This window comes from Nocardia violaceofusca NBRC 14427, assembly GCF_963869435.1.
Taxonomy (GTDB): Bacteria; Actinomycetota; Actinomycetes; order Mycobacteriales; family Mycobacteriaceae; genus Nocardia; species Nocardia aobensis.
Genome location: NZ_CAWMPM010000014.1, coordinates 77,242 through 96,959 on the forward strand (window position 1 = coordinate 77,242; position 19,718 = coordinate 96,959).

Here is a 19,718-nt window from a genome sequence, read left to right on the forward strand (position 1 = left end):
GCGAAGCGGTGGGGAAACGTGCGAGGATATTGCGCGCATGCCGTGGCGCAGCGGTGGATCCATGGGGTTCATCGGTGCGACGATCCGCCGTAGTGTAATGGCAGCACCACTGATTTTGGTTCAGTTAGTTCAGGTTCGAGTCCTGGCGGCGGAGCTGGCGATGGGGCTGTGACCTGCGTGAATATCGGGCAAAGCCCCGAGCCGGTGCTCAGGCCCGGGTGGACTAGGGTGTGGGCGGACGGCCAGCCGCCGAGCCCGCCGCAGACCGAGCCTGCGAAGGCCCGGCGCAGGCAGAGACAGCCGCAGGCAAAAGACAGCGCAGACCAGCACGATGACAGGCAGCCGAGGGAGATCCATGCCACAGCAGACCGCCGTCGTCGTTCTTGCCGCCGGTGCCGGAACTCGAATGCGGTCCAAGACACCGAAAGTGCTGCATTCGCTCGCCGGGCGCAGCATGCTCGAGCACGCCCTGCACGCGGCGAACGAGATCGACCCCACCGACCTGATCACGGTGATCGGCCACGACCGCGAACAGGTCGGCGCCGCGGTGAATTCCGTTGCGGCAGAACTGGGTCGCGAGATCACCTCCGCGGTACAGGAACAGCAGCTGGGTACCGGGCACGCGGTGCAGTGCGCCCTGTCGGCTCTGCCCGCGGACTTCACCGGGGATCTGCTGGTGACCTCCGCCGATGTGCCGCTGCTGGACGGGCACACTCTCTCGGCGCTGCTGGACGAGCATCGCAGTTATCAACCGCGTTCCGCGGTCACGGTTCTGACCTTCGTTCCCGAGGATCCGAACGGTTACGGCCGGATCGTGCGCGATCCCGACGGCGGCGTCCTCGAGATCGTCGAACACGCCGATGCCACCCCGGAGCAGGCGGCGATCAACGAAGTCAATTCCGGCGTCTACGTTTTCGACGTCACCGTGCTGCGGACGATGATCAGCCGGCTGACGACCGCCAACGCCCAGCACGAGCTGTATCTGACCGATGTCCTGAAGCTGGCGCGCGAGGGCGGCCATCCGGTACACGGCGCGCGCCTGGTCGATGCCGCCAAGGTCACCGGCGTCAACGACCGGGTGCAGATGGCGCAGGCGGCCCGCACCCTGAACCGCTACATCCTCGAGCGCCATATGCGCGCCGGAGTCACCGTCATCGATCCGGCCACCACCTGGGTGGACGCGAGTGTGCGCATCGGCCGCGACGCGGTGCTGCGCCCCGGGGTCCAACTGCTCGGCAACACCGTGATCGGCGAGGATGCCGAGGTGGGACCCGATTCGACCCTGACCGATGTGCTCGTCGGCGAGGGCGCGAAGGTGGTCCGGACCCACGGCGAGGGCGCCACCATCGCCGCCGCCGCCACGATCGGGCCGTTCGCCTATCTGCGTCCGGGGACGATCGTCGGCGAATCCGGCAAGATCGGCGCATTCGTGGAGACCAAGAACGCCTCGATCGGCGCGCATTCGAAGGTCCCCCACCTGACCTACGTCGGCGACGCCACCATCGGCGAGTACAGCAACATCGGCGCATCGAGCGTGTTCGTCAACTACGACGGCGTGAAGAAACACCACACCGTCGTCGGTTCGCATGTGCGCACCGGCAGCGACACGATGTTCGTCGCGCCGGTGACCGTGGGCGATGGCGCATATTCGGCAGCGGGTACTGTGCTGCGTAGAAATGTTCCGCCGGGAGCGCTGGCAGTATCCGGCGGGGCGCAGAAGAACATTGAGGGCTGGGTGCAGCGGTATCGTCCCGGGACGGCCGCGGCGCAGGCGGCGGCGGAGGCGATCGCGGCCGATGACAGAGCGAGTCAGGCAACCGAGCAAAAGGATGGCAACACAGAGTGACCGCGTTCTCCACCGATAACCAGAAGAACCTGATGCTGTTCTCGGGGCGCGCTCACCCCGAACTGGCCGAGCAGGTCGCGAAGGAACTCGACGTCGCGATCACGCCGCAAACCGCCCGCGAGTTCGCCAACGGCGAGATCTTCGTTCGCTTCGAAGAGTCGGTGCGCGGCTCGGATGCCTTTGTGTTGCAGAGCTTTCCGGCTCCGCTGAACCAGTGGCTGATGGAACAGCTCATCATGATCGATGCGCTCAAGCGCGGTTCGGCCAAGCGGATCACCGCCGTCCTGCCGTTCTACCCCTACGCCCGCCAGGACAAGAAGCACCGCGGTCGCGAGCCCATCTCCGCCCGCCTGGTCGCCGATCTGCTCAAGACCGCCGGCGCGGACCGCATCATCACCGTCGACCTGCACACCGATCAGATCCAGGGCTTCTTCGACGGCCCGGTCGACCACATGCACGCCCTGGTCCAGCTGTCGGAGTACGTGCGCAACCACTACAGCACCGAGAACGTCACCATCGTCTCCCCCGACGCCGGTCGCGTGAAGGTGGCCGAGAAGTGGGCCGACGCGCTCGGTGGCGCGCCGGTGGCGTTCATCCACAAGACCCGCGACCCGCTGGTGCCGAACCAGGTCAAATCGCATCGTCCCGTCGGTGACGTCGCCGGCCGCACCTGCATCCTGATCGACGACATGATCGACACCGGTGGCACCATCGCCGAGGCCGTACGCGTGCTGCGCGAGGCCGGAGCCGGCGATGTGGTCATCGCCGCCACCCACGGCGTGCTGTCCTCCCCCGCGGCCGAGCGCCTCGCCTCCTGCGGAGCCAAGGAAGTCATCGTCACCAACACCCTGCCGATCACCGAGGACAAGAAGTTCCCCTCGCTGACCGTGCTGTCGATCGCCCCGCTACTGGCGCGGACGATCCGGGAGGTCTTCGAGAACGGCTCGGTGACGGGCCTGTTCAACGGCTCCGCATAACCGCCTCTCCGCGTATTCAGCGGGCCGTTGGGGGGGCGGTGACGTTGGCAGTCGGTCTCGCTCTGGGTGCGTGTGGGCCTTTGGGCGTGCCCGGGGAGTTACCCATGTTCTTGCGAAATCAGTCGTTCCGTCGGGTGACTATCCGTCGGGGCGACTGATTTGTATTGGGGGTTGTTCTCTCCTCTTCTTTGGTGATCAGCGGTAGCGTTGGTTGTAGGGTGCACCGCGAAAGTTCAGGGTGTGCCGGCCTGCGAGAGAGGTGGGCGACGGATGGCCGACGACGACACTTACCCGTTGATGGACGAGGTGTTCGAGATGGGCGATGACGAGCGCGAAGACCTGGACTACGACCTCGGGGACGATGAACAGGCCGACGAGATCCGCGAATATCAGCGCTACATCGATGATCCGCCGGCCGACCTGGAAATCAGGTATCACGAGAACGACGACGACGGCCGCCTGGGGATCCGCAGCGAACTCGACCAGGAATGGACTCGGCGCCGGCATCGTCAGGAGTTGCGTGACGAGGACGAGCGGCCCGCCGAAGTCGCCGCCATCGAGGTCGTCGACGAGCCGGGCGACTGAGCGGCGCCCGGTCGGGGCGGGCGCCGCGGAACGTGTCCGCGGCGGTCGCTAAGTTGGCGGTATGAGCGGATTCGCGGGGTTCCCGTTCGCCGGGCTCGACTTCTACGAGGATCTGGAAGCCGACAACTCGAAGGCTTTCTGGACCGCCAACAAGCATGTCTACGAGCAGTCCGTGCGGGCGCCTATGGTGGCGCTGACCACGGAACTGGAGAACGACTTCGGACCGGCGAAGATCTTCCGGCCGTATCGCGATGTGCGGTTCTCCAAGAACAAGGCGCCCTACAAGGACCATCAGGGCGCGGTGGTCCGCACCGCCCCGGGAGCGGGCTGGTACGTCCAGATCGGCGCGCCCGGACTGTACGTGGCCGGTGGGGTGTACGCGCCGACGCCCGAGCAGCTCGCGCGGTTGCGCACCACGATCGACGACGAGGTGCGCGGTCACGAATTGCGGGCGCTGCTGGACGGGGTGGCGGCGGTCGGCTATGTGATCGGCGGGGAGCAACTGAAGACCCGGCCCAAGGGATTTCCCGCCGACCATCCACGCATCGACCTGCTGCGCCACAAATCCCTGGTGGTCCACAAGGACTTCGGCGCGCCGCCCTGGCTGGAAACACCCCGCGCCGCCACCGAAGTCCGGGCCGCGTGGGAGGATCTGCGGCCCGTCGTCGAGTGGCTGGCCGCGGTCATCGGCAACTGACCCCGGCGGACAATCCGGGCCGGGCGATCAGCGTCGTTCGGCCAGGACCAGCACGAAACGCTCGTCCGGATCGCTCCACACCTCTTCGGTGGCGAATCCGGCGCTGTCCAGTTCCCGGCCGAGGCCGTCCACGCGGAACTTGGCCGAGATCTCGGTGCGCATCTGCTCACCCTGCGCGAAGTCCACGACCAGGTCGAGATCGGCAACGGTGACCGTCATATCCCGGGTCGCCGCCAACCGCATCTCGATCCACTCGTTCTCCGCGTCCCAGTGCGCGATATGCGCGAAGGCTTCCGGGTCGAAGTCGGCATGCAGCCGAGAGTTCAACACGTGCAGGACATTTCGATTGAATTCGGCCGTCACGCCCGCGGCATCGTCGTAGGCGGGCACCAGCACCGCCGGATCGGTGACCAGGCCGGCCCCGAGCAGCAGCTGCTCACCCGGTTCGAGGACCTGCTGAATGCCGGCCAGGAATTCGGCCCGCTCCTGCGGAACCAGATTGCCGATGGTGCCGCCGAGGAATGCGATCATCCGCCGACCACCGCGCGGGAGATTGTGCAGGGTTTCGGTGAAATCGCTGACCACCCCGTGCACCGCGAGATTCGGGAATTCGGTACCGATCTGCTCGGCGGCACCGCGCAGCGCCGAGACCGACACATCCTGCGGCACATAGGTTTTCAGTGGGCCCTCGGACAGCAGGGCCGACAGCAGCAGACGTGTCTTGGCCGCCGAGCCGGCGCCCAGCTCCACCAGCACCTCGGCCTGGGCGGTGCGTGCGATATCGCCGACCACGCGCTCCAGCAGCGCGCGCTCCGTGCGGGTCGGGTAGTACTCCGGAAGTTCGGTGATCGCTTCGAACAGTTCGCTACCGCGCGCGTCGTAGAACCACTTCGGCGGCAACGTCTTCGGATCGGCGGTGAGTCCGGTCCGAGCGTCCGACCGCAGGGCAGCGTCGAGATCGTCGTCGGTGAGATGGATGTCCAGCGTCGGTTCGCTCATGAACGGGCCCTTTCGGATTCATCAGGTCCTGCGGAGAGAGTGGGTTGTGCTGTGTCCAGCGGCTCGACCACGAGAAGACCGGGCCGCACCGTCACCACCTGCCGGTCGGTGATCGCCTGCCAGCGTGGATCGTCGTCGTACGGTTCGGAGGAGACCACCGCGACCTCGTCGGTGACCAGCACCGACAGCGAGTGGTGAACAGTTGTCGCCCACAGTGTTTCGCCGTCCCCGAGTAGCAGGTTCAGCCGCGCGCTCGGCGCCTGCGCCAGTACGGCGCGCACCGTCGCCGTCACCGCGGCCGCGACGGCCCGGAGCCGGGCATCGGACTCGCTGCGTCCCTCGAACGACGACGACAGTGCGCCGATTCCGTCCAAGGCGGCGCGCAGCACCACCCAGAGCGCGGCGGAATCGGTCGCGGATTCGGCATCCAGCAGATCCGGCGACCCGAATTGCTTTGCCGCCACGGGTAACACCGTGCGCCAGTTCTGAATCACGCCGTTGTGGCTGAACGCCCATCCGCCGTCGGTGAACGGGGCGCAGGCGGTCCGCTCCACCGGCATGCCGACCGTGGCCGAACGCACCGCGGCCAGCACCGCCGGTGACGACAGTTGCGGCAGCACCTCCTCCACCACGGGGTCGGTCCAGATCGGTGCGGCATTGCGGTAGCGGCTCGCGGCTCCTTCACCGGTCCACCACGCGACCCCGAAACCGTCGGCGTTGACGGTTCCCCCGTGACGCATATCGTTCGGCGCCCACGACTGGGTGCGCAGCGAATGCGTTCCGCGAGTGAGCAGTTCACCGACCGGAGCCGGTGGTCCCAGATAGCCGAGATGTCGGCACATCAGCGCTCGTCCGGTCGCAGGTCGCGGGCGAGGCGGAAGCCGGAGAAGATCTGCCGACGGATCGGGTGGTCCCAGTTGCGGAAGGTACTGCGGCAGGCGACCGGGTCGGTGCCGAAGGATCCGCCGCGCAGGACGCGGTAGTCACCGCCGAAGAACACCTCGGAATATTCGCGGTAGGGGAAGGCGGCGAATCCCGGGTACGGCTCGAAACCCGAAGCGGTCCATTCCCATACGTCGCCGATCAGCTGATGCACCCCGGACGGCGACGCACCGGCCGGATAGGCGCCGACATCGGCCGGTTCCAGATGGCGCTGCCCCAGATTGGCGGTGGTGTCGTCGGGTTCGGCGTCGCCCCAGGGATATCGACGGGATCGCCCGGTGGCCGGATCGAACCGCGCGGCCTTCTCCCATTCGGCCTCGGTGGGCAAGCGTTTGCCCGCCCAGTTGGCGTAGGCCTCGGCCTCGAACCAGCACACGTGCACCACCGGCTGCTGCGGGCGCACCGGCGCCGGCGTCCCGAAACTCCGCCGCCACCAGCGATTGTCGCTGTCGCGCTCCCAGAACTGTGGCGCGGTCAGATCGGCCTCCATCCGGTGGGCCCAGCCCCGCTGTGACCACAACTCGGGCCGGTGATAACCGCCGTCCTCGATGAACGCCAGATATTGCGCATTCGTCACCGGCGCCGCATCGATCGCGAAGCCGGGCAGGTGCACACGATGTTCGGGCCGCTCGTTGTCGAGGGCCCACGGATCCGAGGAGGTGCCCATGGTGAATTCGCCCGCGGGCACCACGACTTCGTCGCCGACCGCGACACGCGCTCCCGGTGCGGGCGCGGCGGTCAGCACCGCGGCGCCGGCGCGCAGCTGATGGGTGGCGAGCATGGTCTCATCGTGCTGCTGTTCGTGCTGGGCGATCATGCCGAAGGCGAAACCACTGTCCACCAGGCGGTTTCCGCGCAACGGGCTGGAATTCAACACATCCAGCACCTTGTCCCGCACCGTGCCCACGTACCCGCGTGCCTGCGCGGGATTCAGCAGCGGCAGCGCAGGGCGGTCGGCGCGGGCATGCCGGAAGGCGTCGTAGAGGTGGTCGATATCGGCCCGGACCGGCTCACGCCCGCCGACATCGCGGACCAGCCACAGTTCCTCCTGGTTGCCGATATGCGCCAGATCCCACACCAGCGGGCTCATCAGCGGCGAATGCTGGGCCACCAGTTCGGCCTCGTCGACCGCCTCGGTCAGCACCGTCGTGCGGGCGCGGGCGCGAGTCAGGACCTCCGCGATCTGTGCGCGTAATCGCTCGGTGGCGGCGTGATCGGTTCCCGTGTGAACGGTCATCAGTGCTCTCCCAAGGGTCGTGCCCGGCGGCCTCGTCGCACCGAGGCGCCGGTCGTACTCATTCGGCCGTCTCGGCGGGTGCGCAGCGGGCAATCTCCCCGTCCGGAATGCGCCCGCTGCGACATCGCCGTACCGCGGCCCAGATCTGCTCGGCGGCCTCGTCGCTGCGGGCATGCTCGGCGGCGAGGGTCAGCAGTTCGACCGCGACGGAACGGATCTGGGGGTCGGCCAGGCCACAGCGGGCGGCCGAGGCCCATTCGTCGGCGACCGGTTCGGCCAGCGCGGTCGCCTCCTCGACCACCGCCGGAGTCGACATCAGCGCATCGATGGCGTGGATCGGCACGGTCCACTGCTCACCCGGCTGTGCGTCCAGATAGCGGACCTCCAGATGTCCGGACGCGCGCACGGGAGGAAAGACCGTGGTCAGGTGGTAGTCGAGATCCTCGACCTCCGGGCGGCGGCCGATCTCGTCGTCGAGCGCACCGCACAGCCAATCCGCGAAGGTGGCGCCGGGCGGCGCCGTCCAATCCGCCTCGGCGGGGCCGCGCCGCACGCACAGCAGCGGGGTGTCCAGCGCCCAGCGGCCGTAGTCGGTGACCGGATCGGCCCAGCTCCGCACCGGCGGCCGGGTGCGGGCGTGATCGAGCCGCAACCAGGTGCGCATCCGCTGCGACGCCCAGGCGCCGGTGGGAGCACCGTGCAGATCAGGGGAACAGGCGAAGGCCGCCACGAGAGCCGGACCGACCGCGTAGAGCGCGTTCCAGCGGGCCGCGATCTCGGCGGGGTCGGCCCCCGCGTCCACGCTGACCTGCGTGGCGGCGGTATTGCACATCATCAGCTTGCCGTACGGGCCGAGGCCCGCGAACGCCCGTTCCATCGCGCGATAACGCGGCAGGCGAAGCACCCGGCGGGCCTGCCGACCGGCATCGGCGGCGGCGGAATACGTTCGGATGGATCGGGTTTCGAGCAAGTCGGAGAGAAAGCGAGAATCCTCGAGCAGCCGGGCGCAGAGTTGCGCGGCATCGGCGAAGGGGGCGCTGGACAATTCGATCTGGCCACCGGGTTCGAGGGTGATCCGGCTGCCACCGGGAAGTGCTTTGGCGGGTGAATCGGGCGAAACAGACTGCGGGGCATAAGGCCCCAGCGCATCCGCGAACATCGACAGACGCGGACGCGAATCCGGCGCCGACAGCTCCCCGCGAGCGGTGAGCCACTCCAGTTCGGCACCGATCAGCGTGGGCGGGCCCTGTTTGAAACAGACACCTCCCACATAGGCCTCCGCCGCGGCGCGCGAAGACAAACCGGCACCCAATCCGGCCGGCGCCTTGTCCACCGTTACCGCCATGCCAACCTCCGCTCGAGCCTACGGGGATCACCCACCGCGTTCCGCCCACCCGGAGCCGATATCGGCGACAGTGCCGCATCGACCGAGTGCCGGTATTGCGTGTAGCAGTGCAACGAGAGACCGCGCCCGGTTCTTCCGTCGCTCGAACCAGGGTAGCCGCGCGCACCGACACAGAATCCGTCGAAACGGTGAACATGCTGTTCGCAGCGGCACCACCAGCACCACAGCCCCCAGCCGGCCGCCGCTGTTTCGCCTCTCGCCGGCCCCCTCGGCGGCGGCGCCCGCGCAGCCGATCCGGCCGGTTCCCGGGACGGCCTCGGGCGTCGGCGGCCGACGATGGCCTACCGTCGACAGGGTGCTCGATATTGACCGACTGCGCGCCGACATACCCGCCTACGACACCGCCGGACCGCCGCCGGTCTTCCTCGACAGCGCGGGGTCCTCGCTGCCCCCGCGGATCGTCGTGGACACCGCCGTGGCGCATCTGCGGCGCGAGGCCGAGATCGGCGGATATCGCGCCGCCTCGGAGCGGCTCGACGATCTGGCGGCGGTCAAGACCGCGATCGCCACACTGATCAACGCCGACGCCTCCGCGATCGCCCTGAGCGACAGCGCCTCCCGTTCCTGGTCGGATTTCTTCTACGCCGTACCGCTGCGGCCGGGCGATCGCATTCTGGTCTCGGGTTCGGACTACGCCAGCAATGTGATCGCGGCTCTGCAGCGGGCGCGGGCGGCGGGTGCCACCGTGGAGGCCATTCCCAGCGACGAGACCGGGCAGATCGACCTGGTGGCCCTCGACAGCATGCTCGACGACCGCGTGAAGATCGTCTCGCTGCTGCACGCCCCCACCAACGGCGGGCTGGTCAACCCGGTCGCCGAGGCCACCCGGATCGCCCATCGCGTCGGTGCGCTGGTCCTGCTGGACGCCTGCCAATCCGCCGGTCAGATCGGCATCGACGTCGCGGAGCTGGGCGTCGATGCCATGTCGGCCACCGGCCGGAAGTGGTTGCGCGGCCCACGCGGCACCGGCTTCCTCTACGTCCACCCGGACGTCTGCCGCGAACTCGAACCCAGCCGCCTCGACCTGCACAGCGCCGCGTGGACCGGGCCGCAGGACTACCGTGTGGCCTCCGATGCGAGCCGCTTCGAATTCTGGGAATGCGACGTGGCGGCGCGATTGGGTCTCGGCGCGGCGGTGAACTACCTGCTGGATCTGGGACCGGAGAACGTCTATGCCGATGTCGCCGCCAAGGCGCGGCATCTGCGCGAGAATCTGCCGTCGATCCGGGGAATCACGGTGCGGGACCTGGGAACCGAACATTCCGGCATCGTCTCGTTCACCGTCGAGGGCGTCGATCCGGGCGAGGTGCGCGAGACGCTGCTTGCCGCCGACATCACGGTGACGGTCAGCTACCGTAGCTCCACGTTGCTCGACATGTCCGCGCGTCGGCTCGAATCGGTGGTGCGAGCCTCGCCGCACTGCTTCGTCACCCTCGAGGAGCTCGATCGCTTCCTCGAGACCGTCGACCGCCTCGCGGGTTGAGGCGGCCGAACCGAGTTCCGATTTTCATCGTGTTATTCGTAGTGCGACGCTGAAACGATCACGCTCCGGCGCCGGCTAACGCCGCGCCCGCGCACCGAGATAGTGCAGATGTGCCGACCGCCGGTCGGGTGGAGACGGGAGTTCGAGGGTGAGCCGGTTCACCGAGGAAATGTTCGCGACCGCACAGCGTTCCCGCCGGGGGCTGATCACCGGGGAGCCGGAGACGCCGCTGCGCCGGGGTTGGGACGAGATCCACCGCCTCGCCCGGCGAATGGCCGGCGGGCTCGCGGCGGCCGGGATCGAGCACGGCGACGCCGTCGGTGTGCTGGCGGGTATGCCCGCCGATATCGCACCGGCCTGCCAGGCGATCTGGATGCGCGGGGCGTCGATCACCATGCTGCATCAGCCGACACCGCGCACGGATCTGCAACTGTGGGCCCGCGACACCGAAACCGTGCTGCGGATGATCGAGGCCCGTGCGGTGGTGCTGGGCGCGCCGTTCGAGGTGGCGGCGCCGCTGCTGGCCGAACGCGGCATCACCGTGGTCCTGACCGACGAGCTGGCCACCGGACCCGACACCGATCCGGTGCCGACCCAGGAATCCGATATCGCGCTCCAGCAGCTGACCTCCGGTTCCACCGGATCGCCGAAGGCGGTGCGAATCACCCACGAGAACTTCTACGTCAACGCGTACGCCATGTTCGATCGGGTGAAGTTCCAGCTCGATCAGGACGTGATGGTCAGCTGGCTGCCGCTGTTCCACGATATGGGCATGGTCGGATTCCTCAGCGTGCCGATGCAATTGGGCGCCGAGGTCGTCTGTGTGACGCCGATGGATTTCCTGAAACGGCCGATCCTGTGGGCCGAACTGATCTCGAAATACCGCGGAACGGTCACGGCCGCACCCAATTTCGCCTATTCGCTGCTGACCCGCCGCTTGGCACGCGCCGAGGACGGCATCGTGGATCTGAGCAGCGTGCGGTACATGTGGAACGGCGCCGAACCGGTCGATCCCGACACGATGGACGCCCTCGCGGCGGCCGGGAAACGTTTCGGGCTCAGCGCGTCCGCGCTCACGCCGGTGTACGGCATGGCCGAAACGACACTGGCGGTGTCGATTCCGGATCCGGGCGTCGGGCAGGTCGTCGACATCGTCGACGCGGATCTGCTCGAGGCGCTCGGCAAGGCGGTTCCGGCGACGGATCCGGCGGCCCATCACGGCAATCTGCGCCGCCTGCCGCTGCTGGGCCGCCCGGTGGACAATCTCGAGATTCGGGTGGTCGACGACGAACACCGGCCGTTGCCGACCCGAACGGTGGGCGTGCTCGAGGTGCGGGGACCCGCGGTCACCACCGGATATGTGACCGTCGAGGGCTTCCGGCCCGCTCGCGACGCCGAGGGCTGGCTCGACACCGGCGATATCGGCTACGTGACCGAAGACGGATCCGTGGTGGTCTGCGGCCGGATCAAGGACGTGATCATCATGGGCGGGCGCAACATCTTCCCGACCGATATCGAACGCGCCGCGCTGCGCGTCGCCGGGGTGCGGCCGGGCAACGCGGTCGCGGTGCGCCTGGACGCCGGGCAGAAACGCGAGAGTTTCGCGGTCGTGGTGGAGAGCAACGACTTTCAGGATCCCGAGACGGTGCGCCGGATCGAGCACGACGTCGTGCACGAGGTCTTCACCGCGGTCGGCGCCCGCCCGCGCAGCGTCACCGTCCTCGGCCCGGGCGCGCTGCCGAAGACGTCCTCCGGCAAGTTGCGCCGCTCCGCCACCGCGGCGCATCTGAGCTGATCGGCACGAGAGTTACCGCGGTACCGGATCTTCCGACGCGTCCACCGGATAGCGGTCGCCGAGGGGGTTCCGGTCTCGGTACACGAAAGCGGCGACCAGATCGTCGGCGACGCGGGCCAGATCGTCGCGGCCCTCGACCGCACCGCACCAATCCAGCGGCAGCGCGTCGAGGCCGTGGCGAGCGCCGAGGATATTGCCGGCCACCGCACCGGTGGAATCGGAATCACCGGAGTGGTTGACCGACAACAGGAATGCGCGGCGCACATCCCCGGTGCGCTCGGCATCCAGCGCGCAGTAGACCCCGACGGCCAGACATTCCTCGGCCACCCAGCCCGCACCCACCTGTTCCACGCCCTCCGAGGTTCCGGCGCCCGCGTCTGCGGTAGCCACGGCCTTGCGCAGGGCGACGGCGGTTTCCGCGCCACCGGCCATCACCTCGACCTGACTCGTGGTGTCCTGCACCGCCGTTCGCAGATCGGCGCCGTTCACCAGCCGGTCGATCAGGGCGGCGAACGCCCCCGCGGCCAGATATCCGGTGGGATGGCCGTGGGTGAGCTGGGCACACCGCGCCGACGCCTGGAAGGCGGCCTCGGGTCCGAGGGCGGCCAATCCGAACGGCGCGGACCGCATGACCGTGCCGCATCCCTTGGAATCCTCGTTCACCGGCCCCGGGACGCCGAAGGGCTGTGGTTCGCGATAACTCTGCGCCTGCCGGTTCAGCCCGCGCATACACGCGTTGCCCGGTGCGCGCACCGCGTACAGATAGGGCAGACTCGCCAGCCAGCCGTCGGGACGCGGGTCGGGCGCGTGTTCGCGTTGAGTCCGCAGCCAGCGCAGATAGGCGCGGCGCAGGGCCGGCGCCGGATCCGCCCCCGGAGCACACCGCAACAGTCCCTCGGCGGTGAACAGCGTCATCTGGGTGTCGTCGGTGATCTGCCTGGGCGCGGATTCGTCTGCCGCCGGGGCGAATCCGGTGAGCCCGTCGGGCCCGAACCGGTCGCGGATCTGTTCGAGTTTCAGGAATTCGATCGGCCAGCCCAGCGCATCACCGACCGCCCCGCCCAGCAGCGTGCCCCGATACCGATCGAAAATCGTCGTGTAGTCCTGCACGGCCACCGATCTTCGCAGAGGATCGCTCAGTGCAGTTGGTTCTGGGCGGTTTCCAGACCCACGCGCAGCAGCAACTCCACCGCGTCGGCGGTCTGTTCGACCAGCACCGGAACCTCTTTGCGTTCGGGCGCGGAGAACGGTTTGAGCACGAAATCGGCCGGATCCTGCCGGCCGGGCGGGCGGCCCACACCGAACCGCACCCGCAGATAGTCCTTGGTGGACAAGGCATTCGAAATCGAACGCAGCCCGTTGTGACCACCTTCACCGCCGCCGCGTTTGAGCCGGATGCTGCCGAACGGCAGATCCAGTTCGTCGTGCACGACGATGACCTCGGTGGGCGGGACCGAGAAGAACCGGGCCAGCGCCGCGACCGGGCGGCCGGACAGATTCATATAGGTGCGCGGCTTGGCCAGCAGCACCTTGCGCCCGTCGAGCCGGGCCTCGACGAGGTCGGCGCCCGACTTCTTGTGGACGGTGAACCGGCCGCCGATGCGCTCGGCGAGCACATCGGCGACCAGGAAACCGGCATTGTGCCTGGTGCGCTCGTATTCGGGCCCGGGATTACCCAGCCCCACCACGAGCGCGGGGGCAGTAGATTCCGTCATCGAAACCCGTTGAACGACCGAATTATTCGGCGCTCTCGGCCTCGCCCTCGGCCTCGCCTTCACCCTCGCCCTCGACGGCCTCGGCGGCCGGAGCGACGATGATGTTGACGATCAGCGCCTCCGGGTCACCGGACAGGGCGGCGCCCTTCGGCAGCTCGACCTGACCGGCGGTGATCTGGGTGCCGGCCTCGGCGCCCTCGATCGAGACCTCGATGGATTCGGGCACGTTCAGCGCGTCGACCTCGATCGACACGGTGGTGGCCTCCTGGGTGACCAGGGTGCCCGGGCCCGCGTCGCCGGCCAGCGCGACCGGCACGTCGACGACGACCTTCTCGCCACGCTTGACGATCAGCAGGTCGGCGTGCTCGATGTAGCGGCGGATCGGGTGCACGACCACGGACTTGGTCATGGCCAGCTGCTTCTTGCCGTCGATCTCCAGGTTCAGGACGGCGTTGGTGCCGTGCTCACGCAGGATCGCGGCGAAGGCCTGGGCGTTGACGGCCAGGTGCTTCGGCGCCTCGCCGTGGCCGTACAGGACGGCGGGAACGTTGCCGTCGCGACGGGTGCGGCGCGCGGCGCCCTTGCCGAATTCGGTGCGGGTCTGAGCTGCGAGAACGCTGACGTCGGACATGACTGAAATACTCTCCTACGGCTTTCCGGGGCGGACGGTGTGCTGGCCAGGTACTGTCCTGAATTCGGACGGACCTGACGAAAGGGTCTGCTCGTCGGGCGATGACCGCACGACAACGGCCGGAAGCCGAGCCGCGTCGATCACGGTGTGCACTGGGTGCGACACCCTCGCCGAGACAACCTGAGAACAATAGCATGTAGCGGAAATCGCTTCCGCGCAGCACCCCGATGCGGTAATGCACGCCGGACGGGCAAACTTCCGCACCCTCGGCCCCGGCCGGTTCAGGCGGATCCGGCGCGGAAGTGCGCCGCGTAGCAATCCACGTAGCGGCGGCCCGAACGCATCGCCAATTCCACCATGAGGTCGTCGGTCGCGGTGCGGACCGCGTCCCGATCGACCGGCAGGAAGGTGCGAGGCGCACCGAAGACGATGCGAACCTTGCCGAAACGCAGCAGCCGCCGCCCACGCCGATTCACCAGATCGGTGCCGTTCAGCGCCACCGGCACGACCGGCGCGCCGGTCTGCATCGCCACCCGGATCACCCCGGTGCGGCCGCGATAGACCCGGCCGTCCGGCGAGCGGGTCCCTTCCGGGTGAATGCCCCACACCCCGCCCGACTCCAGAATCCCGACCGCCGCGGCGAGCGCATCCGCCGAGGCGGAACCACCGGAGCGATCGACGCGCACCTGCCCGGTCGCCGTCATCACCCAGCGATTGATCCGCCCGCGCCACCCCGGCTCGTCGAAATACTGGCTCTTGGCGAGAAAGGTGATCCGCCTCGGCAGCACGAGCGCCAGATAGAGGGAGTCGATCGCGGCCAGATGATTCGCCGCGATGATCACCGGACCGTCCTTCGGAACATGATGCAGCCCTTCGACTTTCGGCCGCCCCAGGATCCGCAGCACCGGTCCGATCAGAACGAACTTCAAAAGCCGATACCACATACATACCCTCCGCGCCGGGTCGTAGACACTGTCTACTCACAAGTCTAGTAGACAATGTCTACGCGGTCATGTCGCTTCTCGTCACACTCCGTACCGGTGGGAGCCGTCCCCGGTAATCGATGCCGTGCGGTGGCCCCGTCACTCGACCCACGCACCCGCCCGCGAATGCCGAATCGGCATGCGACCGGCACCGCTGCCGAACGGGGGCGGAACCCGCACGCGACAATGTGCGGCATGGGTGTGGACGAACCGGTGCGGGAACGGCTGGTGAGTGCGGGTGTGGGGTTGCTGGAGGAGGTCGGTGCCGCACAGCTCGGATTGCGGGCCATCGCCCGGGAGGCGGGGGTGTCGCACGGCGCGCCGCGGCGGTACTTCCCGACCCACAACGCTCTGCTGGCCGCCGTCGCGGTGCACGGATTCGCAGATCTGAGTGAGCGTTTCGCGGCACACGAGAGCGAGATCCCGCGGATGCGAATCGACCGGATGGCCGGTGAATACATCGACTTCGCGGCACGGCGGCCCGAGATGTTCACCCTCATGTTCCGACACGATCTGCTGCAAGGCTCGGGAGAGAACCTGCGCCGCAAGACGATTCCGATCTACCGGACGTGGGCGGAGCTGGTCGCGAACTGCGTGCGTGACCGTGCGGAAGAACGCGCCTTCGGGCTGTGGACGAATCTGCACGGCATCGCCACCCTCGTGGCGAACCGGAGTGTGGAACTGATCGCGCCGGGCATCGACCTGGACCGGCTCGTGCTGCGCACGGTCGCCCAGCACCTGTCCGACTGACCAGGACCGCGATGGGGCCTGCGCACCCGTCCTGACCGGCAGTTTCCCTGGACCGCCGCCGTCCCCGGTGCGAGCCGAAGCCGCTCACTCACGTATTCTGATGCTTTGCCCTGTCCCGCGAAGAGGAGCCGATCGGTGAATTCCCCCTCAGCCAGCACGACCACATCCGGGCGGGTGGCGCAGGAGGCGGAACGGCGGCGCACCTTCGCGGTGATCTCGCATCCGGACGCGGGTAAATCGACGCTGACCGAGGCCTTGGCCCTGCACGCGAAGATGATTTCCGAGGCCGGCGCCATTCACGGGAAATCCGGCCGGAAATCCACCGTTTCCGACTGGATGGAAATGGAGAAGGCGCGCGGTATTTCCGTCAGCTCGACGGCGCTGCAGTTCGAATACGGCGAATGCGTGATCAATCTGGTCGACACGCCCGGCCACTCCGATTTCTCCGAGGACACCTACCGGGTGCTGACGGCCGTCGACGCCGCGGTCATGCTCATCGACGCCGCCAAGGGCCTGGAGCCGCAGACGCTCAAACTGTTCCAGGTGTGCCGCCACCGCGGCATCCCGGTGATCACCGTGATCAACAAATGGGACCGTCCCGGACGGGCGCCGCTGGAACTGCTCGACGAGATCAGCGAGCGGATCGGCCTGACCCCCACGCCGCTGTTCCTGCCGGTCGGCATCGCGGGCGATTTCCGTGGGCTGCTGCGCCGCGGTCCCGAGGGCGCCGCCACCGAATACATCCACTTCACCCGGACCGCGGGTGGCGCGACCATCGCGCCGGAGGAGTCGTACACGCCCGACCAGGCCGCCGCCCGCGAAGGCGAACCGTGGGAGACCGCGGCCGAGGAGAGCGAACTGCTCTCGGCCACCGGCCAGGACCACGATCAGGAACTGTTCCTCGCCGGGCAGACCTCGCCGGTCATCTACGCCTCGGCGATGCTGAACTTCGGCGTGCGGCAACTGCTCGACACGCTGGTGGCGCTGGCCCCGCCACCCGGTTCCCGGGCCGACGTCGACGGCTCGCCCCGGGAACCGGCCGACCCGTTCAGCGCGGTCGTGTTCAAGGTGCAGGCCGGAATGGACGCCGCGCATCGCGACCGGCTGGCGTTCATGCGCATCGTCTCCGGGGAATTCGAGCGCGGCATGGTCGTCACGCACGCTCAGACCGGACGCCCGTTCGCGACCAAATACGCGCTCACCGTCTTCGGCCGCGAGCGCGCCACCGTCGACACCGCCTATCCGGGCGATGTGGTCGGTCTGGTCAACGCGACCGCGCTCGCTCCGGGCCACACGCTGTTCGTGGACAAGAAGGTGGAGTTCCCGCCGATTCCGTCCTTCGCGCCGGAACATTTCGCCACCCTGCGCGCGCGCAGCGCGGGCAAGTACAAGCAGTTCCGCAAGGCCATCGATCAACTCGACTCCGAGGGCGTGGTGCAGGTGCTGCGCAACGACCTGCGCGGCGACGCCTCCCCCGTCCTCGCGGCGGTCGGCCCGATGCAGTTCGAGGTGGTCACCGCCCGCATGCAGGCCGAATTCAACGTCGAAACGCAGCTGGACTTCCTGCCCTATCAGCTGGCCCGGCGTACCGACGCCGCCTCGTCGGCGGAGCTGGACCGCCAGCGCGGGGTCGAGGTCTTCACCCGCAGCGACGGCGTCATCCTGGCCCTGTTCAGCGACAAGTGGCGGCTGCAGTACATCGAGAAGGAAATGCCGGAACTGACGCTGGAACCGCTGGTCGCGACCGCGGACTGAGAGGGCTTGTCAGCCGATCGCCTCGTCCGGTTCTTCCTCGACCGGCCCGCCCGGAGTGTCCTCGATATTCGACACCACGGCCGGGATATCGGGCGCCGAACCCGTCTCCCCGGTGATCACACCCCACCGGCTGGCGGTCAGGCGCAGACTCGGCAGGTCCGACAGCGACAGCACGACCTCGTAGGTCCGCTCGTAGCCGGTGTGGGCGATGCGCCAATGGCCGTCGTCGCAGCGCACATACCGGTCGTTGTAGAACGCCGCCCCGCGCAGCAGCATGTTGTGACCGGGGATGAGTACGGTGTCAGCCAGGTACCAGGTGCCGGTCGCCGCATCGCCGTCGATATCGATCTCGGGATGGTCGCACCGATGTTCGGTGATGACGTGGGGCCCGAGGGTATTGCGCATGAATGCCAGGAACGCATCACGCGACTCGAACTGCAGGTACTCGCTGTAGGTCGCCGTCGCCTCCGGGATCATCGTGTCGGCGAAGTCTTCCCACGATTTGGTGTCGAGCGCTCTCAGGTACCGGAACTTCAGCCGGCTGATCGCGGAGACGGCATCGGAATCCATACCTCAACAATCCCACCGGATCCGGCGAATCTGCGCAGATCGGAAAATAGGTATCGGATCGCTACACACCGTTGACCGGCAGTCGCAGGTCAGGACCCGTTGATGGTGAAGCAGGTCTTGCAGAAGTCCTCGCCGAATTCGGTGAGGCGCAAGCTCTTTCGCACGATCTTGGGCACCCGGCCGGCTTGCTTGAGCGCCGATTCCACGATCGGCTGCACCTCGAGCACCATATAACGGCTCAGCACCACCGGATCGTCGGAGGTGGTCAGCAGACCGAGGCGGTTCAGATTGATCAAATACAGCCGCGACCGGTCCGGATACCGCACGCCGGCCTGCTCCGGAACCGAGGTCAGATCTCCGGCGACCAGCTCGGAACCGATCCCGAGCGGCCGGTTGGTGCGCACGTCGACCGAGGGCTGCGGCCCGTTGATGGCCATGAACCGCAGAATCCGTGCCTCGTCCGAGGACAGCTGATCGAGGATGCGGTCGTAGGCCGGATGCACTTCCTCGGTGAAGTACACGTCGGCCGAGCGCGCGAGCAGGTTGTCGCCGCGGCGGCGCAGATCGACCAGGGTCGACGAGCGGACCAGCCCGCCGGCCGACGGGCCGGGCGCCTGGCCGTTGGTGGGGACGTAGCTGACGATCTCGCGCACCGAACCCTCGGTGACGCCGAGGACGCTGCGGGCGACGGACTGCAGTGCGGCTCCGGTGCGTTCGGCGATCTCGGTGGAGGATTCACCGTCGAGCGCGGCCTGGGCGATCTGCTTGGTGACCTCGAGGCCGGTGCCGACGGCCCACTGGCCGCCGCGGACCGCGGTCCCGGCAGCCAGGCCGGCAGCCCGGAAGACGCCGCGGATCATGCGGGCTTCGTTGCTGATCTGCCGCTTCTCCACGTCCGAGCTGCGTTCCACAGCGCGGGAACCGGGTCGGACCACATCCTGTCCGGTCCTGTCGTCTGTCACGTCATTCTCCGAATATCGCCAGGTGAACGAGTCCGCTCACATATTCTTACCGCACCCCGAAGGCCACCGGCCATGTTCGGCGGCTCTCGGCCATGAGCGCCGACACCCGCCCAGCGATAGCGGCATGAATGTGGTTCCGGTCATTCTTGCGGCTGCCGCTGTCCGGTGCGACATTCCAATCACGCGATGTGATCGAAGTCTCCGCCATACGCTACCGCGTACAGCTTTCCCACCCGAATTGGATCGCGACTTCCGCGGCGGCCTCCGTGGTTACGCAGGCTGCCGCCTCCGGCCGCGTCGCTACAGTCGCCAATTGGACCCGTTTCCGGAATTCACAGTAAGGTTCGCCTGGCCGACGGGGTACGTTGTAGTGCCGGTGTGACGGC

General features: G+C 67.9%; 18 protein-coding genes and 1 tRNA gene. 9 read left to right on the forward strand and 10 right to left on the reverse strand.

Features of this window, described 5'->3' with window-relative positions:
- The first annotated feature begins 83 nt into the window (after positions 1-83).
- The 5 genes from AC5592_RS14105 (at position 84) to AC5592_RS14125 (ending at position 4,105) form a co-directional block, all read left to right on the forward strand.
- Positions 84-154 (forward strand) — tRNA-Gln (locus tag AC5592_RS14105).
- Between the two features lie 201 nt (positions 155-355).
- Complete coding sequence (glmU, locus tag AC5592_RS14110; protein WP_036505162.1) at positions 356-1,846, forward strand: bifunctional UDP-N-acetylglucosamine diphosphorylase/glucosamine-1-phosphate N-acetyltransferase GlmU; 1,491 nt, start codon at positions 356-358, stop codon at positions 1,844-1,846.
- Entirely contained in the window at positions 1,843-2,823 is a 981-nt protein-coding gene (locus AC5592_RS14115) for a ribose-phosphate diphosphokinase (protein WP_030515237.1), read from the forward strand. The genes glmU and AC5592_RS14115 overlap by 4 nt, the downstream gene beginning before the upstream one ends.
- Positions 2,824-3,093: 270 nt before the next feature.
- Complete coding sequence (locus tag AC5592_RS14120; protein WP_051025008.1) at positions 3,094-3,408, forward strand: hypothetical protein; 315 nt, start codon at positions 3,094-3,096, stop codon at positions 3,406-3,408.
- A gap of 61 nt (positions 3,409-3,469) precedes the next feature.
- A complete protein-coding gene (locus AC5592_RS14125) occupies positions 3,470-4,105 on the forward strand; it encodes a DUF2461 domain-containing protein (protein WP_036505166.1) in 636 nt (211 codons plus the stop codon).
- 27 nt (positions 4,106-4,132) lie between these two features.
- On the opposite strand, the gene egtD is transcribed toward AC5592_RS14125, so the two are convergent.
- The 4 genes from egtD to egtA are packed head-to-tail and all read right to left on the reverse strand — an operon-like array spanning position 4,133 to position 8,628.
- Positions 4,133-5,104, reverse strand: a complete 972-nt coding sequence (gene egtD, locus AC5592_RS14130; protein WP_036505168.1) for an L-histidine N(alpha)-methyltransferase — start codon at positions 5,102-5,104, stop codon at positions 4,133-4,135.
- Positions 5,101-5,946 (reverse strand): ergothioneine biosynthesis protein EgtC, encoded by an 846-nt coding sequence (gene egtC / locus AC5592_RS14135; RefSeq protein ID WP_063064448.1) that lies wholly within the window; start codon positions 5,944-5,946, stop codon positions 5,101-5,103. The genes egtD and egtC overlap by 4 nt, the downstream gene beginning before the upstream one ends.
- Entirely contained in the window at positions 5,946-7,283 is a 1,338-nt protein-coding gene (gene egtB, locus AC5592_RS14140) for an ergothioneine biosynthesis protein EgtB (protein ID WP_036505171.1), read from the reverse strand. The genes egtC and egtB overlap by 1 nt, the downstream gene beginning before the upstream one ends.
- Before the next feature lie 58 nt (positions 7,284-7,341).
- Positions 7,342-8,628, reverse strand: coding sequence for an ergothioneine biosynthesis glutamate--cysteine ligase EgtA (egtA, locus tag AC5592_RS14145; protein WP_036505172.1), 1,287 nt, complete (start codon positions 8,626-8,628; stop codon positions 7,342-7,344).
- A gap of 355 nt (positions 8,629-8,983) precedes the next feature.
- Between egtA and AC5592_RS14150 the strand changes: the two genes are divergently transcribed.
- Positions 8,984-10,171, forward strand: coding sequence for an aminotransferase class V-fold PLP-dependent enzyme (locus tag AC5592_RS14150; protein ID WP_063064449.1), 1,188 nt, complete (start codon positions 8,984-8,986; stop codon positions 10,169-10,171).
- A gap of 148 nt (positions 10,172-10,319) precedes the next feature.
- Complete coding sequence (locus tag AC5592_RS14155) at positions 10,320-11,966, forward strand: fatty acyl-AMP ligase (RefSeq protein WP_063064450.1); 1,647 nt, start codon at positions 10,320-10,322, stop codon at positions 11,964-11,966.
- A 12-nt stretch (positions 11,967-11,978) separates the two neighbouring features.
- Here the strand turns inward: AC5592_RS14155 and AC5592_RS14160 are convergent, their stop codons facing one another.
- The 4 genes from AC5592_RS14160 to AC5592_RS14175 form a co-directional block, all read right to left on the reverse strand.
- A complete protein-coding gene (locus AC5592_RS14160; RefSeq protein ID WP_063064524.1) occupies positions 11,979-13,076 on the reverse strand; it encodes an ADP-ribosylglycohydrolase family protein in 1,098 nt (365 codons plus the stop codon).
- 26 nt (positions 13,077-13,102) lie between these two features.
- Positions 13,103-13,681, reverse strand: coding sequence for an aminoacyl-tRNA hydrolase (gene pth / locus AC5592_RS14165; RefSeq protein WP_036505176.1), 579 nt, complete (start codon positions 13,679-13,681; stop codon positions 13,103-13,105).
- A 22-nt stretch (positions 13,682-13,703) separates the two neighbouring features.
- Positions 13,704-14,312, reverse strand: coding sequence for a 50S ribosomal protein L25/general stress protein Ctc (locus tag AC5592_RS14170; RefSeq protein WP_036505178.1), 609 nt, complete (start codon positions 14,310-14,312; stop codon positions 13,704-13,706).
- A gap of 281 nt (positions 14,313-14,593) precedes the next feature.
- Entirely contained in the window at positions 14,594-15,256 is a 663-nt protein-coding gene (locus AC5592_RS14175) for a lysophospholipid acyltransferase family protein (RefSeq protein ID WP_036505180.1), read from the reverse strand.
- A 234-nt stretch (positions 15,257-15,490) separates the two neighbouring features.
- Between AC5592_RS14175 and AC5592_RS14180 the strand changes: the two genes are divergently transcribed.
- The gene (locus AC5592_RS14180) at positions 15,491-16,045 is read left to right on the forward strand and encodes a TetR/AcrR family transcriptional regulator (RefSeq protein ID WP_063064451.1); all 555 of its coding nucleotides are present in this window, start codon (positions 15,491-15,493) and stop codon (positions 16,043-16,045) included.
- Positions 16,046-16,180: 135 nt separating this feature from the next.
- Entirely contained in the window at positions 16,181-17,800 is a 1,620-nt protein-coding gene (locus AC5592_RS14185) for a peptide chain release factor 3 (RefSeq protein WP_036505182.1), read from the forward strand.
- A gap of 9 nt (positions 17,801-17,809) precedes the next feature.
- Here AC5592_RS14185 and AC5592_RS14190 read toward each other — a convergent pair whose 3' ends face one another.
- Both AC5592_RS14190 and AC5592_RS14195 read right to left on the reverse strand, forming a co-directional pair.
- Complete coding sequence (locus AC5592_RS14190) at positions 17,810-18,370, reverse strand: nuclear transport factor 2 family protein (RefSeq protein ID WP_036505183.1); 561 nt, start codon at positions 18,368-18,370, stop codon at positions 17,810-17,812.
- An 89-nt stretch (positions 18,371-18,459) separates the two neighbouring features.
- On the reverse strand, positions 18,460-19,332 hold the full coding sequence (locus tag AC5592_RS14195) for a DUF4393 domain-containing protein (RefSeq protein ID WP_062995501.1): 873 nt from the start codon (positions 19,330-19,332) through the stop codon (positions 18,460-18,462).
- Positions 19,333-19,718 lie beyond the last annotated feature (386 nt).

Coding starts and splice junctions, on each gene's coding strand:
- glmU (WP_036505162.1), top strand. CDS start 356: ATGCCACAGCAGACCGCCGTCGTCGTTCTTGCCGCCGGTGCCGGAACT.
- AC5592_RS14120 (WP_051025008.1), top strand. CDS start 3,094: ATGGCCGACGACGACACTTACCCGTTGATGGACGAGGTGTTCGAGATG.
- AC5592_RS14125 (WP_036505166.1), top strand. CDS start 3,470: ATGAGCGGATTCGCGGGGTTCCCGTTCGCCGGGCTCGACTTCTACGAG.
- egtD (WP_036505168.1), bottom strand. CDS start 5,104: ATGAGCGAACCGACGCTGGACATCCATCTCACCGACGACGATCTCGAC.
- egtC (WP_063064448.1), bottom strand. CDS start 5,946: ATGTGCCGACATCTCGGCTATCTGGGACCACCGGCTCCGGTCGGTGAA.
- egtB (WP_036505171.1), bottom strand. CDS start 7,283: ATGACCGTTCACACGGGAACCGATCACGCCGCCACCGAGCGATTACGC.
- egtA (WP_036505172.1), bottom strand. CDS start 8,628: ATGGCGGTAACGGTGGACAAGGCGCCGGCCGGATTGGGTGCCGGTTTG.
- pth (WP_036505176.1), bottom strand. CDS start 13,681: ATGACGGAATCTACTGCCCCCGCGCTCGTGGTGGGGCTGGGTAATCCC.
- AC5592_RS14170 (WP_036505178.1), bottom strand. CDS start 14,312: ATGTCCGACGTCAGCGTTCTCGCAGCTCAGACCCGCACCGAATTCGGC.
- AC5592_RS14175 (WP_036505180.1), bottom strand. CDS start 15,256: ATGTGGTATCGGCTTTTGAAGTTCGTTCTGATCGGACCGGTGCTGCGG.
- AC5592_RS14180 (WP_063064451.1), top strand. CDS start 15,491: ATGGGTGTGGACGAACCGGTGCGGGAACGGCTGGTGAGTGCGGGTGTG.
- AC5592_RS14190 (WP_036505183.1), bottom strand. CDS start 18,370: ATGGATTCCGATGCCGTCTCCGCGATCAGCCGGCTGAAGTTCCGGTAC.